Genomic DNA, 14,828 nt, shown 5'->3' on the forward strand with positions numbered 1-14,828 from the left:
ATTATTGATTCATGATCTTTAGAAACTCAGGTAAATGATCAACTAAAATATCGACTAAAAAAGGATCAAAATGTTTACCGCTATTCTGTTTGATATATTCCACTGCATCATCAACTGTCCACGCACTTTTATATTGGCGTTTATGAGTTAAGGCATCAAAGACATCTGCTAAAGCTACAATTCGTCCAAAAATGTGAATTTCGTCACCTTTCAACCCTCTTGGATATCCGCTGCCGTCCCATTTTTCGTGATGTTGATGCGCAATAATAGCGGCAGCAGTTGTTAAGCGTCGCTTTGAATTTTTTAATAACTCATAACCTTTCTCGGCATGAGTTTTCATTATTGTCATTTCAGCTTCGGTAAGCTTGCCTGGTTTATGTAAAATTTCTTCAGGAATAGCAATTTTACCAATGTCATGCATGGGAGAAGCTAAAAATATACTATTGATTTCCTCTTCACTTAAGTAATCAACATATCTAGCCAATAACTTGCTGGTATCAGCAACGCGCTTGATGTGCTGCCCTGTTTCATCTGAGGTTGATTCCATAACTTCCATCAAGATGTAAATCATTTCACATTGGTTGTCTTCAATTTCCTGAGTTAACCGCTTTGCTTGAAGGTTTGCTTTGACTTCAACCTCATTGGTACGGTCTTTCAAGATTTGTTTCGACACAGCCAACTCTACATGAGTTTTGACCCTAACTAAGAGCTCATTGGCATGAAATGGCTTAACAATATAATCGACACCACCTACTTGAAAGCCTTTAGATATTGCATCTACATCCGCCTTTGCAGTTAAAAATATTACGGGGGTATCTTTTACATGGTCTAATTGCTTGATTTGAAGGCAGACATCATAACCATTAATTTTTGGCATCATAATATCTAATAAAATAAGATCAAATGCGTTACTTTTGATGAGTTCTAATGCTTCTTCTCCATCCGAAGCAAAAGAAAACATATAGCTTTCTTCTTTTAGAATATTCATTGCAACCTGAATATTTTCAGATACATCGTCTACAATCAGAATATGTACGTCTTTACCGCTCTTCAAAATCAGTTCCCTGCCACTATAATAAAGCTAATGCACAATTTTCCGTCAGTTTACAACATTACTAAAATATTTAAAATTCTTAATATAATCAAATTGATAGCCTTATCATCGAATGAATTACCTTAAAAGCGAGTTAAGTTCGTCACACCACTCTAAAAATAGCGCTATACCTGTGATAAATATGTGATGAAATCATATTGGTCACACTCCGGTTTACTTCAACAAGATAAGTAAACTAACCGGAGATCCCATGAACAAATTTTTAAAAACTATCAGTATATTAGTGTTTGCTCTATTCGCCCTGCCCGCTTTATCTGCCGACAGTGCAGTAAAAACCGGCATTTTTAATAACACCGCCATAGAAGGTTACGATTCCGTTGCTTACTTCACCAAAGGCAAGCCAGTAAAAGGCAGTGATAAATTTACATATACTTGGCGTGATGCTAACTGGCATTTTTCTAGCCAAGAAAACTTAGCGTTGTTTAAACAAGAGCCTGAGAAGTATGCTGCCCAGTATGGCGGTTACTGTGCATGGGCCATGGCCTCAGGTAAAACGGCAAGTATAGATCCCAAGATTTGGTTTATAGAAAACGGTAAGTTGTATTTGAATTACAACAAAAAAGTCCAAGAAGACTGGTTTAGCGACCTAGAAGCAGACATTCTTGCTGCTGATCAAAAATACCCAGAAGTCACCGACGTTAAAAAATATCAATAACCTTTATGTCACCTTTTAAAAACAGCCTGTAAATACGGGCTGTTTTGATACCAATAAATAATTGAAATTTGTTTTTAGCCATGCCGCCGCCGTCCTGATAAGATCCCCAGCATAGAATCAATTTTACGATCACTAGATCACCGTAATTTAGGAAGTGTTATGGCCACCCGCATTATCCGTATCGCAACACGCAAAAGTGCCTTAGCTTTATGGCAAGCTGAATATGTTAAAGCCGCTCTGTTAAAAGCCCATCAAGACATTCAAGTTGAATTGGTCCCCATGAGCACACAAGGAGACAAAATTCTTGATACGCCATTAGCTAAAATTGGTGGCAAAGGCTTATTTATAAAAGAGTTAGAGGTTGCAATGAACAAAGGGAGAGCTGATATTGCCGTGCACTCGATGAAAGATGTGCCGGTTGAGTTCCCCGAAGGGTTTGGGTTACACGCGATTTGTGAGCGAGAAAACCCATTTGATGCATTTGTATCTAATACCTTTACCGATTTAGCATCACTACCGCAAAACGCCGTAGTGGGTACTTCTAGTTTACGTCGCCAATGCCAATTGCGAAAAATGCGTCCTGACTTGGTTATCAAAGATTTACGGGGTAACGTGAATACGCGCTTAGCAAAACTAGATGCAGGTGAATACGACGCCATCATACTGGCAGCAGCTGGTTTAATAAGGCTTGGCATGGTAGAGCGAATTCGCTACGAAATTCCTGCTACTGAATCATTACCGGCAGTGGGCCAAGGGGCTGTAGGCATAGAATGTCGCAATGATGACGCAGAGCTTATTGAGCTTTTGGCGCCACTTAATCACCCAGAGACAGCAACCCGAGTGCGTTGTGAGCGAGCCATGAATGCTAAGCTAAATGGGGGTTGCCAAGTACCTATTGGCAGTTTTGCCACCTTAGAACAACAACACATCACCTTAAAAGGCCTAGTCGGCTCTACAGATGGCACCACCCTACTTCACGCCACTGCAACAGGCACACTCGAGCAAGCAGAAGCTGTGGGAGAGCAAGTAGCACAGCAGTTACTTGACCAAGGCGCAGGCGAAATACTTGCAGCATTGCACGCAGAGTAAGCTTTGAGCTTTTTATTATTAAGGCCTCAAGGTAAGTGCGCCAAAAGTGCATTAGCATTTAACCGTGCTAATGTCTCAACGGTAGCCTGCGGCCTTATTGATACTCAGCTTGATACCAACGCCATTGAGCAGTTACCCGCAAAGATAGCAGCCTTACCCAAACATGTATCCCATGATATTTACGTTATAGTGACCAGTACTGTGGCGGCCGAGCAATGCATTAAACTTAAAAACACTTGGCCTAACAACATTGTATTTTTTGCGGTGGGTAATAGCTCAGCTAACATATTACAACAAGCTGAATTAGACGTTGTTACTCCACAAGAAGCCCGTACAGAAGGCTTGTTAGCTCTTGCTAAACTTCAGCACGTTGCAAACAAACACATTATTGTAATGAAAGGGTTTGGAGGCCGGGAGTTACTCGTAGATACACTCCGTATTCGTGGTGCACTGGTGAATGAGTGGGAAGTTTACAAGCGAGTTAAAATTACACAGCCACTGTCAACACAAGACTGGCAAGAAGATCAAATTCGTTGCATTATTGCAACCAGTGGCGAGGTTATTCAAGCAGCCTTCGAACATTTTGAAAAAGCTTGGTTACAAACAAAAGACTGGATAGTGGTAAGCACACGTACCGCAGAAATCGCAAAGAAAATGGGCGTTAGCCATATTCATATCAGCCGCGATGCCAGTGATAAGGCAATCATTCAATGCGCACAGCTTTATTTGACTCGCGCAAGACATTCTACGGAGCTTTAGATGGCAGACAACAAAGATGATTTAAGTGCAGCAGACCAAAAAGCGTTGGCTGAACTCGAAAAACAAATAGCAAAAGACAACAGCGCTCCACGTTCTGCGACAAAATCAAAACCAGTGAATAACGGTGGTAAATCCTCTCCTCAATCTAAACCGAGCATTAGTTCAAGACCATCATCTCAAAACACTAAAACTACAAACTCTTCTCCCAAAGCTAAAACCGGCTTACTATGGTTGGTAACCCTTATTAACTTGTTAATACTCATTACAATTGTTGGCGCGGGTTACTGGGCATGGTTACAGTGGCAAACGCAATCTACGCAACAAGATGAGACCTTAGCTGCGCAACAAGACTTACTTACCACCCAAGCACAAAAAGTCACCCAAACCTTAGCCGAAAATCAACAGCTTCAAGCTGAATTACAGCAACAAAACCAAGGGTTACAAGCAAGCGTTAATAGCCTAGTTCAGCAACTACAATTAACTGACTCACAAACACAAAGTAACCAAAGACAATTAACAGAAATATCAGGAAGACGCCCAGCAGACTGGTTATTAGCTGAAGCAGATTACTTAGTTCGTATGGCTGGCCGTAAATTATGGTTAGAACACGATGTGAAAACCGCCATTATGATGCTGCAATCTGCAGATAGCCGTATTCAGGACCTAGACGACCCCAGCTTACTGCCTGTTCGCGAATACTTAGCGGCAGATATACAAAGCTTGCAACAGATAAACCAAGTCTCCACTAGCTCTATCGCACTCGCGCTAGGAGCCATGCTAAAACAAGTTGATAACTTACCTTTAGTATTTTTTGAGCGACCCAAAGAGGAAGTAATCGAGCAAGCCGTTACTGACTCAGTAGACGATTGGCGCAGCAACTTTATGCGTAACGTTAAAGAAGTCACCAAAGACTTTTTTAGCTTTAAAAAAGTTACCACAGATATCAAACCTTTTATGTCTGAGCAACAGCGCTGGCTACTAAAAGAACAGTTAAGCTTTGCCTTAATGCAAGCACAAATCGCGGTTTTACAAGAAAATCAAACCTTATATCAACAAGCGCTGCAGCAAGGTTTTGCGTTATTGATTGAGCATTTTGACACAGAGCAAGACATAGTCGTACAGTTCACAGAAAGCCTAAGCAACCTTCAACAAACCGACTTTTCCCGTGAATACCCGTCACAGCTCGAAGCAGCCCCTTTATTGCAAGATGTAATAGAGAGTCGCTTAGACAGCCGTTTTGTAAACGGAAGTAACTAACTATGAATCAGTTAATTCGAATTTTTGTGGTGTTTTTTGTACTACTGATTGCACTAGTCATAGCGGCCATGTTTTGTGACGACAGAGGCTACGTACTAATAGAATTTAGTGGCCGCATAATAGAAATGAATGTGATGTCTTTGTGTATATCGCTCATTTTTGTTTTTATAGGGTTAATGTTTATTAACTTTATAGTAAAAGTGTCGCTGGCAGCGGCCAGTGGCTCAAAAAGCTGGTTAGGCAGTTGGGGGCAGCGTAAAAAACAAAAAGCCTTTACCCAAGGTTTATTGGCATTAGCCGAAACCAATTATTTAACGGCCAGAGAGCACTTAAAAAAGATAGAAGATATAGACTTTGACGGCCTTAATTTGTTAGCCGCTGCAGACGTAGAATTACAACTTGGGCAGCCAGAGAAAGCCAAAGCCCTATGGCAAAAAGCCACCTCTTACGACAAAGCTGCATTAGCAGCCAACTTATGTTTGATTCGAGATGCGTTAAACAAACAAGATACAAACTCAGCATTACGCATGATTGAAGACCTAGACGACCAACAACAAAGCCAAGGTCCGGTCATTAAGTTATGGGCCCAAGCCCTTTATCAAGCAGGCAAATGGCAACCTCTTAAAGATAAACTAAAAGGCTGGAAAAAAGCCCTAGGTACAGATTACGAAATATTCATGCAACACGCATCAAAAGGCAGCTTTGCAGAAATCGCCAGTAAAAAAGGCGCGAGGCAACTAAAACAAAACTGGCAAGCATTGCCCCGAGCCACCCGTAAAGACCCTGCCCAGCAAGCGTCGTATATTCAGCAACTGATTGACCAAGGCCTGCACTCAGACGCCGAGAGCGCCTTAGTCGAATACCAAAAATCTGGCCCCCATGCTTTATTGCTACCCTTGTTCAAACAAATCAAATTGCCTAACCCCAGCTTAGCCATTAAAAAGCTTGAGGCATGGCTAAAGAAAGATGACGAAAATGTAGAGCTACTCTCTGTACTTGGGCATATTGCCCATAACGCAGGCGACGACGTACTCGCAGAAAAAGCCCTAGCAAAAGCCATCAAACTCGATAGCCAACAAGGCGACTTAATGCTCATGGCCAGCATCAAAGAAAAACAACACGACGACGGTCAAGCTTTGCAATTATACAAACAAAGTATGCAGCAAACTAAATAGCAGTATATTCACAGGTACACAGATGTTAAAAGTAACAGCACTCACCTTGGTTGTGGCTTTAGCTTGGATCATACCGATCAAAGCCATAGCAAAACCTACTCCCCCTGCGTTTGAATTAATCACCCTTGGGGACACCGGTGGCATAGAAGATGGCAACTTAAGTGCCTTTTTATTCAGAGCCTTATCAGAAGAAAACTACGTATGTTTAGACGGAGGCACACTCGTAAACGGCATAAATGTAGCCATAGAAAACCATGCTTTTGATGGTTTAAAACGTGCGCCCGATGACACACTATCGGCCGCAGGTAATATTTTGCATCACCACGTGAAAGGCTACTTACTTAGTCATGGGCACCTTGACCATGTGGCAGGTTTACTGATTGCATCACCAGACGATAATTCTAAACCTATCTACGCCCTACCCTCAGTTAACCACACCATGAGCGGCAATTATTTTAATTGGCAAGCCTGGGCCAACTTTACCGACCGAGGCATCATTCCCCGTTTAAACAAATACCCTGTTATTGACTTAACAGCTGAAAAACACCTTCAAATTCAAAATACACAACTCAACGTCACACCTTTTAGCTTGAGCCACCCATTAGAATCCACTGCATTTGTAATCGAAAAAGGCCAAGATCTATTTGTATATTTTGGTGACACCGGCCCAGATGCAGTCGAAAAAGAAGGCAAGCTAGACGCCATCTGGCACTACCTAGCCAAACAAATGCAAACCAAAACCTTAAGAGGTATGGTGATCGAAGTATCGTTCGACAACCAAAGACCCGACAACCTCTTATTTGGACACCTCACCCCCACATACTTACACCAAGAACTCAGTAAATTTCATGGTTTAGTGAGCGATAAAACCCAATTTCAAGATATGCCAATTATTATTAGCCATATCAAATACAGCTTAAAAAGCGACATCAATCCAAAAGTAAAAATTAAACAAGAACTAGACGTCGCCAACACACTGGGCTTTAACTTTGTTATCGCCAAGCAAGGACAACGACTGGTTTTGTAGTGCGTAACCAAGCTAAGCACTAATAAATGTAAATAACAGTGGAAAAGTCAGAGGTTTTCATTAGAATCAGCGCTCGCTTGATCATGTGGAATATGTACAAAGTTTAGTTATTTAACTTAAGTGAGTCATATACACGTCCATGATGATCAGCACCCAAACTCAACATCCATGTTGAGTTGTACAATCAGGCGCTGCAGTGCAGCTAAAAAAAACTGATTGCACCCGTAGCTCAGCTGGATAGAGCGCTGCCCTCCGGAGGCAGAGGTCAGAGGTTCGAATCCTCTCGGGTGCGCCATCTACAAAAGAGATTCATTGGTAGTAATCACTAACAAAAATTTTTCTGTGACCAGATTGTGACCAAAAAAATTAATACAAAAATCTCATTACTCCAATTCAGCTTTTTGAGAATGATTAGTTTTAGTGGTTTGATTCAACTTATAAAGCACTCTCACACCACCCCTTTGCTGTTTTCTCTTCTTTATATTGCCGTAACCATTTCTATAATGCTGAATAACCAACATTCACAGCTTCAGCAGCTTGCTTAACTGAATACCCTTGAATGATGCTCAGCTCTACATATTACAATTTAAATTCAGTTGTAATCTGTTTCATTTTTACCTCGTTGGTTTTGGTTATGATACCTCCAACAAAGTGTCTCGAATAATTGGACCATTACAGATAACGAATGTGTATTTGATGACGTTGGTTTGGGTGATAAGTTTCACGAGTATCACAATAAAGTCAAAGCATTAGAAAGCGAATTTGAAAAAAGTCAAAGTGCTAGTGATTACACGCCTAGGTTTGCTCCTAAATTTTCCGATGAAATTAAAAAAGAGCTTTACGACAAAGAGTATGCAGATGATTTAGCTGCAACAATCCAAACCTTTTATGATGATCGTTAAAACTGGGAGGATTACCTCCCAAAAAAAGTTTGAGATTTAATTTGATTGACTAAATTATCGTAAATAAGAGATTTGTGGATTTTTTGTAGGCTCAAATTTAATTGATCAAGTAGGCTATTAAACTTTATCCAGTAATCAATTTTTTCTAACAGGTGTTTAAAGCAAAATAAAATATCGTTAGTTAGTGCGAAGCCCTGTTAGTTATATCCAATTGAAATACCTAAGGGGTTACACTGTAACCCCCTATTACTCGCTGTAAAATTTATGATTTAAGAAAATTAAATCTAAGTAAGTATTTATCAGTAGAAATTTAGTTTGGATGCTCTTCCAGTGTTTCAGATATCAAGATATTACCTCTGCCATAAAAAACTAAGTAGCACAATTCGGTGACTACTACGTCATCAATATACTGAAGATATTCTTTCAGTATAGAGCTTACGGTGTAGCCCTCTTTAGCCCACTATTTCTATAAAGTTAATTTATTCATGTATAACTCACTTACAAACAGATTTGCATAATAAAACTTGAAATAACAATGTTATCTTTCAGGTTTTACGCTTATATTTTATTTATATAGAGAACTGTCTTCCAATCAAACGCATTGACTACTTGACCTGACTTCCACACTTCGAGCATTTTAAATAACTGGCTATTAACGTCAGAAAAATCAAAATTGTGCTTATTCCATCCCAGATGATGTTTCCAATAGCCCATGCCCTGATCAAAACCAATACTGTAATTATTTCCATTTTTAAAGCTTAATACTAATTCACGGCGATGAGATATTTTTGATTTGTCTTCATGAATATCCAAGTAACAAGGCACCTCTATACCTTTTTCAAACCACATATTTATAACTTCTTTCATTTGCGAAGAATCGCACCAATCATGGTTTATTAGGCTTCCTCTTCTAGGCTTTTCAGTAAAAAGTGTTTGTAGTTCAAATGACGGTGCAGAGGTACTAGGCAAACCACGAATTATTTCGCTTAGCATAATCAAGTACCAAGGTGATTGAAGGTATCTGTCTGTGTACTCGATTTCAATTAAAGTGCTTACCTCAAAATCATCCTTAAGAATTTGAAATTTATTGCAAAGCAGTGACCAAAATCTGTTGCCAAATGTATTTATTTGGCCGTTAAATTCAGAGCTAAGCTCTATGCGTTTCCCGCCACTTTTATCAGGTTGTGACCAAGAACTTGTATCCAATTCTGTAAAGTCAAACCCTTGTGGAGCATATGATTTTACGAGCATGTCCTCAAGAGTGCTGTTTAACCATGTAGCATTGGGTGAAAGTAAATTCATAGATTGACTAGCAATTGCTAATGCCGAGGACTGATTAGATACAAGAGCGACCATATATCCATTAGAAAGTGTTTTCTCAATATTAAGTAGCTTGACCCCTAACTCTTTGTAACGAAGCAGAGCACGCTTCTCTGTTTCCTCAAAAACAACATTAGGCAATACTAAATTCAGTTGCTTATTGTTAATTTCAAGCATCTGGTAAATAAACCTATGTACTTGGCGAGAGTGTAAATCCCATTCATTAAGTTCATTCGATAGCCAAATTGTTACTGTATCAGCCCCTCTGTTTAACTCATGTGATATCGCCTCTTTAACAGATTCATGGCAATATTCAGAACTATTCAGGAAGTTAAATTCTGGTGCGAGTGACACAAAATTATTAAACTCATTACCAAGCCACTCGAGAGCTGTAAGTCTATTTAGATGGCTCGCATCGTGGCGAGTATTTGAGTCTAACAAGCAACTAGAGCAGGCGTCGTCACACTTAGCTACACATCTAAGGTCTTCTAGTACTTCCAATAATAACGAGTCTATAAATCTCGCGGCGCTAGGTGCAAATCCTGCTCCTCCACTCACGGCATCATAAAGCTGAATAACTGTAGCAGGATGGTTTGAGCGTAATACTCTTGAAGGCCTAATTGAATAACCTATTTCTGAAGTTGAGATACCTAATTTTTTAGCTAGTGCATTTCGTAAAGCAACTGCCAAAGTTAGGCCTACCGCTTCGCCTTGCTCAGATACATCAATATATTGGCCCGTCAAAGGATGTTTAAGAGTTAACTCAAAAGCATCAGTAAGGCTTGAACATCCTATGTGAATATCTGAGTGGACCGAAGTGCTTCCTTCGCATGGCGGCTGATATCCATCTGAATCTTTTGAATTAGGTGTTGAAGTAATAGGTTTATGATCAGTATCAGAGATAGATCCTTTGGAAACTCACCATTTACAGTCATTGACTCGGCTTTGCCACAAGCTAAACAAACGGCATAGCCGGTGCCAAACTCACCTGACGAATGTTGAAACAATGTAGCATTATTTCCATAACTCATAAAACCAATTGCAGGGTTGGGCAGAGGGAACTCTTTGCCTGTCAGCGACAACCAAGAGGGTTGCACTGGAATATATTTTTGCGAAGAAATATCATTGCCAGGAGCATCAAAAAAATCTGTAACAAATCCAGTTGGTTGAATCGATTTTTTGATAGATGAAGAGTGTATTTTATGTTCACAGCTGCTGCATTTTATTTCATCTAAAGCTGCACCAGTTTCATTCACTCCAGTTTGTCCACAATAACCACACATCCATGCAACATTAAGCTTTTGTGCTTCTTTTGAAGTAGGTCCTATTTTTTGCCAATTAAGTGAAATGCCCGCAGAACGAAATACTCGACCATCTATGACTAATTGTGCACCTGGTGCATACTCTCTGATTGCTACCGCTAGATTACGAGAAGGCATGCCTCTTAATTGAGAAATATTATCTTCTCTAATTTTAGTTTTTGATTTTTGTCCGGCTTTTTCTCGCCTAAAATCTACAATGTTTGTGTCATTTAAAGTCACAACATCTGTTGGAAATCCATATCCGGGCAAGAATGCTTTCGCAGCTAATTCTTTAAGAAGGTATTCAAGTCGATGTCTTTGCAGCTCTAAATTAATTCTATATTCAAAAGGTGAATCTTTTTGTGCACTATCAAGAGCGGTTTTCAAAAGTGCTAGCTGAGCCAACCAATTATTTTGCAGGTTTTCGATATCACGCTTTGAATTGTTGATTATGCCGCTGACTTCATTACCAGCTAATGCGGTACCGCGTACTAAGCTTTTAATAGAGTTATCGATATAATCAGAAGAAGCCTCCATCCACGCTTTAAATTTTTCACAAATAGATAATTCTTCGCCTTCTGCTTCAAAAAACCATTGTAAGTTTAGGCTTGTTTTTTCTTTATTTGTCGAGCCTATAACTTCCCTTAGATAAATCGACAAAAGTAGAGAGTTCACATGACGAGATACTAGCCGAGCGGAGTCTAACGATATTTGTGGTGCTGGAATTTTAGTGACAAAAGGCCACGCAGTGTCATTGAAGACTTCATTATCATGAGGGTTACTTTTACACAGCGTATAGGCAATCGCTCTCGATTCGTTGCTACGACCTGCTCGGCCAGCGCGTTGTAAATAGTTTGCTGGATGTGGAGGCACATTGTTCATTACAACGGCTGAAATCCCTCCTATATCAACGCCCATCTCCATCGTAGTCGAACAGTTAAGTACGTTTACCTTACCTTGTTTAAACATGTCCTCATAATTTTTAAGGCGATCTGCAGACTGTTGAGCAGAATGTTCAGCTGTTCTGTAATAGTAGCCACCTTCAATCGCTCTATCATTGATGTCAGTCCATAAGTTTTCAACTCGCAATGCGGTTAAATCCTTATCACTGCTAACCATTCCTCGAACTTTCTTTAAGCCTTCTCTGTAATCTTCTTGAGAAATATCAAAAGTCCAAATGGGCGGCATATTTACCACTTTACAAGTGAAGTCGCCTTGTAAGAAACTTCTAGGTAAGTAAGGGGTTAACCCTCTAAATGTTGTATCGATCAGCTTATTGGTTATGGGGCAAACAAAAAACTTGTCACAAAAGGAAAATGTTATTTTTTCTCTATTTAAATAAAACTGGTTCCCTTCATTGTCAAGAACACGATGAGTGGTTAAGGCAGTCCAAGCAGACCTCAGCCATTCATTCAACTGGTCCTTATCACTATTTTTTGCAGGATCCAGTTTTGAACCTAGTGCTAAAAGTTTTCCTAGTCGATTTAAATTTGAGGTTTTAACTTGTGGCCACTTTTTGACGCGATTTTCGTCTTCTTCAATGGAATCAGGACTTCTAAACGTTTTAGGTGCAAACTTAAAACCAATCCATATGCGCCAGTCGTCTTCAAGTTTTATATAGGTATTCTCACGCACGTAAAAGTCTAAAGTAACTTTCAGGAAGTCTAACCAATCAGTTAATGTTAACCCATGCGACTCCCAGTTAGGGGGAGTCACTGTTACCTTGTCCAAACCAAGGTATCCTAGCTTTACTATTCCCTGAGTTTCTAGGTTATTTTGGCGTTTTGGTCTTCTAGCAAACTCTCTAATTAACAACATTTCAGCTAGTTTCTGCGGGCCACTTGATGTGTCAAATACTTCAGGATTTGCGTATTTGTTATATTCCAATATTCCGTTTTTAATATCATTGGAAAGGTATAGGGTTTTAACCAACTCAGGCCATGACAAGATGGCTGGCTGAAATGTTGGCGTTTCTGATTTTGCTTTATTAATTTTGTCTTGCAGCTGCACGGCCATGTCTTTTAAGCCAGCCCCAAGCAGCACTTCTACTTGGGATTTAAGTGCCTCGATGTCTGTATCTGACGATATTTCATCCTCTACAGGCGCTTTAAGTTGGTTTTGTCTAAGTGCATTAAAAACTAAACCTCTAAGCTTATTACGTTCAGCTTCTTGTTGCATTCTGACTGCCATTCTTGCTGTACCTTGGCGGCTATCAGTGAAGGTAATAAGTTTTCGTCCTCTACCGGGCAAACTATTAGGACCTAACTTTGTCTCATCATCCACGGCTGGATCTGGGCAAAATTCAAGTAAAGTAGGAACTGCGTTGGCAACATAAAATGGTGCGCCAAGCATTGCTCTGCGTATAGGACTACTTCCTGAAAAGCCCTTATATGAACAATTTCCACATTCACTTTTATTTTCAATTTCTTGAGATAGATAAAGTTTTATCTCTTCATCTAGACCACCAATAATGCCGGTATTTTTGTTAATGCCAACCTGTATGGAATTTCCTTCTTCATAAGGTTCGGCTCGCAATGTTATGGGAGAAGAGTGCCGTAACTCTTTTTTATCACCTGGGGTCGCAGCGCCATCTTCATCATCTTCAACATCTACCAGCAAAGAAAATTCATCTGAAGTATTTGCTTCTCTATGTGCTATCGCACGGTTTTTTTCCACGGCTAATAGATGAGGTTCATTACACTCGTTACAAAAACCTATTTCACAAACTGGTGCTCCACAATCGCACCGGCTTTTTTGGCTCACTGACACATTACCAAAAGGCCAGTTGCCATTTAGAACCGAGCTGGCTTTTTTAGAACAATTTGGATCAATACAGCTCCATAAGCCGTTGAGCATACGCTGAAAAAAATGTGCTCTGACTTTTAAAAATGCTTGTGAATCTATGTCTTTTTTTGTACCTGTCAATAAATCTAACCATCGAAGAACACAGGTTTGATCAAAACTTTGTGATGGAAATTTTAGATTTAAATACTCCACCAATGCTGTAAGTTTTATCGGTTTATCACTAGCTACAAACTTATCTCTTATACTCTTTGCAATAGTAGACTGACATAAAGCGCTAAATCGAGCTGAAGATATATCTGGATCAAAGTCTTTTGGTTTCTTAGTGAAATCAGCTGGGATTGCGCACATTTCTTTAAGGGAATAACTGTCGGTATTATCAAAGCTAATTGGAGGAATGGCTCTTTTACCGCCAATGACCACAACTTGTGAAGTAGGCACATCTGCCAATTCAGCAAGAAAATTTTGAAGCTGACTCTCAGCATCCTCGTCAGCTATTGTTGCAGAGGTTGCAACAAACCTAACATTTTTAGCTTCTACGCCAAACGCTTGTAACACTCGTCGCAGTTGCATAGACAATTCTGCAGCTTGCGAACCAACATAGGTATGCGCCTCATCAAGAACGATCCAACGTAAAGATTTTTCTGCTTTTGATTTACTGATAATAGGAGAGTCAACGTTTCTAATTAACATGTACTCCAGCATAGTGCCGTTAGTAACCAGAATTGGAGCGGGTTCTTTTCGCATTAACTCGCGAGACAAAATCTCATTAGGTACTAAGTTCTGTTTCGCCCTAACTCGGTTTTCTTTTTCTTCAGTGTTACCGTTGTACAAACAAAATCTAATGTCGCTGCCAAAGTCTTGGGTCCATGAATGGAGCCTTTCACGTTGCGAATTAATCAGAGCATTCAAAGGATAAAGAAAAATAGCCCGTACACCCGACAGTTTTTCTTTTTCTAGTTGCTGTTCCCTATACAAATCTTCTAAAACAGGCACCATAAAACATTCAGTTTTACCCGAGCCTGTACCACTAGTTACGACAACTGATTTAACTTCTTTTGATAAAAGCGTTTCCCAACTTTTTAATTGGTGAGTGTATGGGTAGTACTCGGCTTTAAACTGATATTTATTTTTTACTTCTTTATCAGTACTATTTTTAATTGTTTTTTTATCAAGTGATGCAACAACCTTTTCTGATAGCAAACCTTTTGTAATTAAGGAGCTCAATGTAAATGTGGAAGGTGTCCACCCAAATGTATGCTCAAATAATGGCGATGCCAAAAATGATCCATCATTTCCACAGGGGCTTTCCATTTGTGCTTGAAGATGAGTGCGTAGCGCTGGGTTAGTGACCCCTAAAACGCTTAAGGTTGATTCTTTGGCTCGACTCAAAGATTGGGAAACTAAGTCTGTAAAATAATGCATAT

Annotated in this window: 10 protein-coding genes and 1 tRNA gene; 8 read left to right on the plus strand and 3 right to left on the minus strand. The window is 39.8% G+C overall.

Translation table 11 applies throughout. The annotated features are described in order from the left end of the window. Position 1: 1 nt before the first annotated feature. Positions 2 to 1,054 carry an HD domain-containing phosphohydrolase gene (locus ABJD71_RS16645; protein ID WP_348109950.1) on the minus strand — a complete coding sequence of 351 codons (1,053 nt, stop codon included), beginning with the start codon at positions 1,052 to 1,054 and terminating at the stop codon, positions 2 to 4. Between the two features lie 250 nt (positions 1,055 to 1,304). Here ABJD71_RS16645 and ABJD71_RS16650 point away from each other — a divergent pair, with 250 nt between their 5' ends. The 8 genes from ABJD71_RS16650 to ABJD71_RS16685 all read left to right on the plus strand — a co-directional run bounded on the left by ABJD71_RS16650 (position 1,305) and on the right by ABJD71_RS16685 (position 7,978). Beyond that, positions 1,305 to 1,769 carry a YHS domain-containing (seleno)protein gene (locus tag ABJD71_RS16650; RefSeq protein ID WP_348172040.1) on the plus strand — a complete coding sequence of 155 codons (465 nt, stop codon included), beginning with the start codon at positions 1,305 to 1,307 and terminating at the stop codon, positions 1,767 to 1,769. Between the two features lie 159 nt (positions 1,770 to 1,928). Continuing rightward, positions 1,929 to 2,858, plus strand: coding sequence for a hydroxymethylbilane synthase (gene hemC, locus ABJD71_RS16655; RefSeq protein WP_348172041.1), 930 nt, complete (start codon positions 1,929 to 1,931; stop codon positions 2,856 to 2,858). 3 nt (positions 2,859 to 2,861) lie between these two features. Continuing rightward, positions 2,862 to 3,617, plus strand: a complete 756-nt coding sequence (locus tag ABJD71_RS16660) for a uroporphyrinogen-III synthase (protein WP_348172043.1) — start codon at positions 2,862 to 2,864, stop codon at positions 3,615 to 3,617. Next, entirely contained in the window at positions 3,618 to 4,874 is a 1,257-nt protein-coding gene (locus ABJD71_RS16665) for a uroporphyrinogen-III C-methyltransferase (protein ID WP_348172045.1), read from the plus strand. A 2-nt stretch (positions 4,875 to 4,876) separates the two neighbouring features. Next, entirely contained in the window at positions 4,877 to 6,049 is a 1,173-nt protein-coding gene (locus tag ABJD71_RS16670; protein ID WP_348172048.1) for a heme biosynthesis HemY N-terminal domain-containing protein, read from the plus strand. Between the two features lie 22 nt (positions 6,050 to 6,071). Next, positions 6,072 to 7,076 (plus strand): 3',5'-cyclic-nucleotide phosphodiesterase, encoded by a 1,005-nt coding sequence (locus ABJD71_RS16675; RefSeq protein ID WP_348172051.1) that lies wholly within the window; start codon positions 6,072 to 6,074, stop codon positions 7,074 to 7,076. A 218-nt stretch (positions 7,077 to 7,294) separates the two neighbouring features. After that, positions 7,295 to 7,371 (plus strand) — tRNA-Arg (locus ABJD71_RS16680). Between the two features lie 412 nt (positions 7,372 to 7,783). Continuing rightward, complete coding sequence (locus ABJD71_RS16685; protein WP_348172054.1) at positions 7,784 to 7,978, plus strand: hypothetical protein; 195 nt, start codon at positions 7,784 to 7,786, stop codon at positions 7,976 to 7,978. A 558-nt stretch (positions 7,979 to 8,536) separates the two neighbouring features. Here the strand turns inward: ABJD71_RS16685 and ABJD71_RS16690 are convergent. Together ABJD71_RS16690 and ABJD71_RS16695 are read right to left on the minus strand one after the other, a co-directional pair. Beyond that, positions 8,537 to 10,042, minus strand: a complete 1,506-nt coding sequence (locus ABJD71_RS16690) for a DUF1998 domain-containing protein (protein WP_348172057.1) — start codon at positions 10,040 to 10,042, stop codon at positions 8,537 to 8,539. Positions 10,043 to 10,089: 47 nt separating this feature from the next. Continuing rightward, complete coding sequence (locus ABJD71_RS16695; protein ID WP_348172060.1) at positions 10,090 to 14,826, minus strand: DEAD/DEAH box helicase; 4,737 nt, start codon at positions 14,824 to 14,826, stop codon at positions 10,090 to 10,092. Between the last annotated feature and the right edge of the window lie 2 nt (positions 14,827 to 14,828).

This window comes from Paraglaciecola sp., assembly GCF_039943935.1.
Classification (GTDB): Bacteria; Pseudomonadota; Gammaproteobacteria; order Enterobacterales; family Alteromonadaceae; genus Paraglaciecola.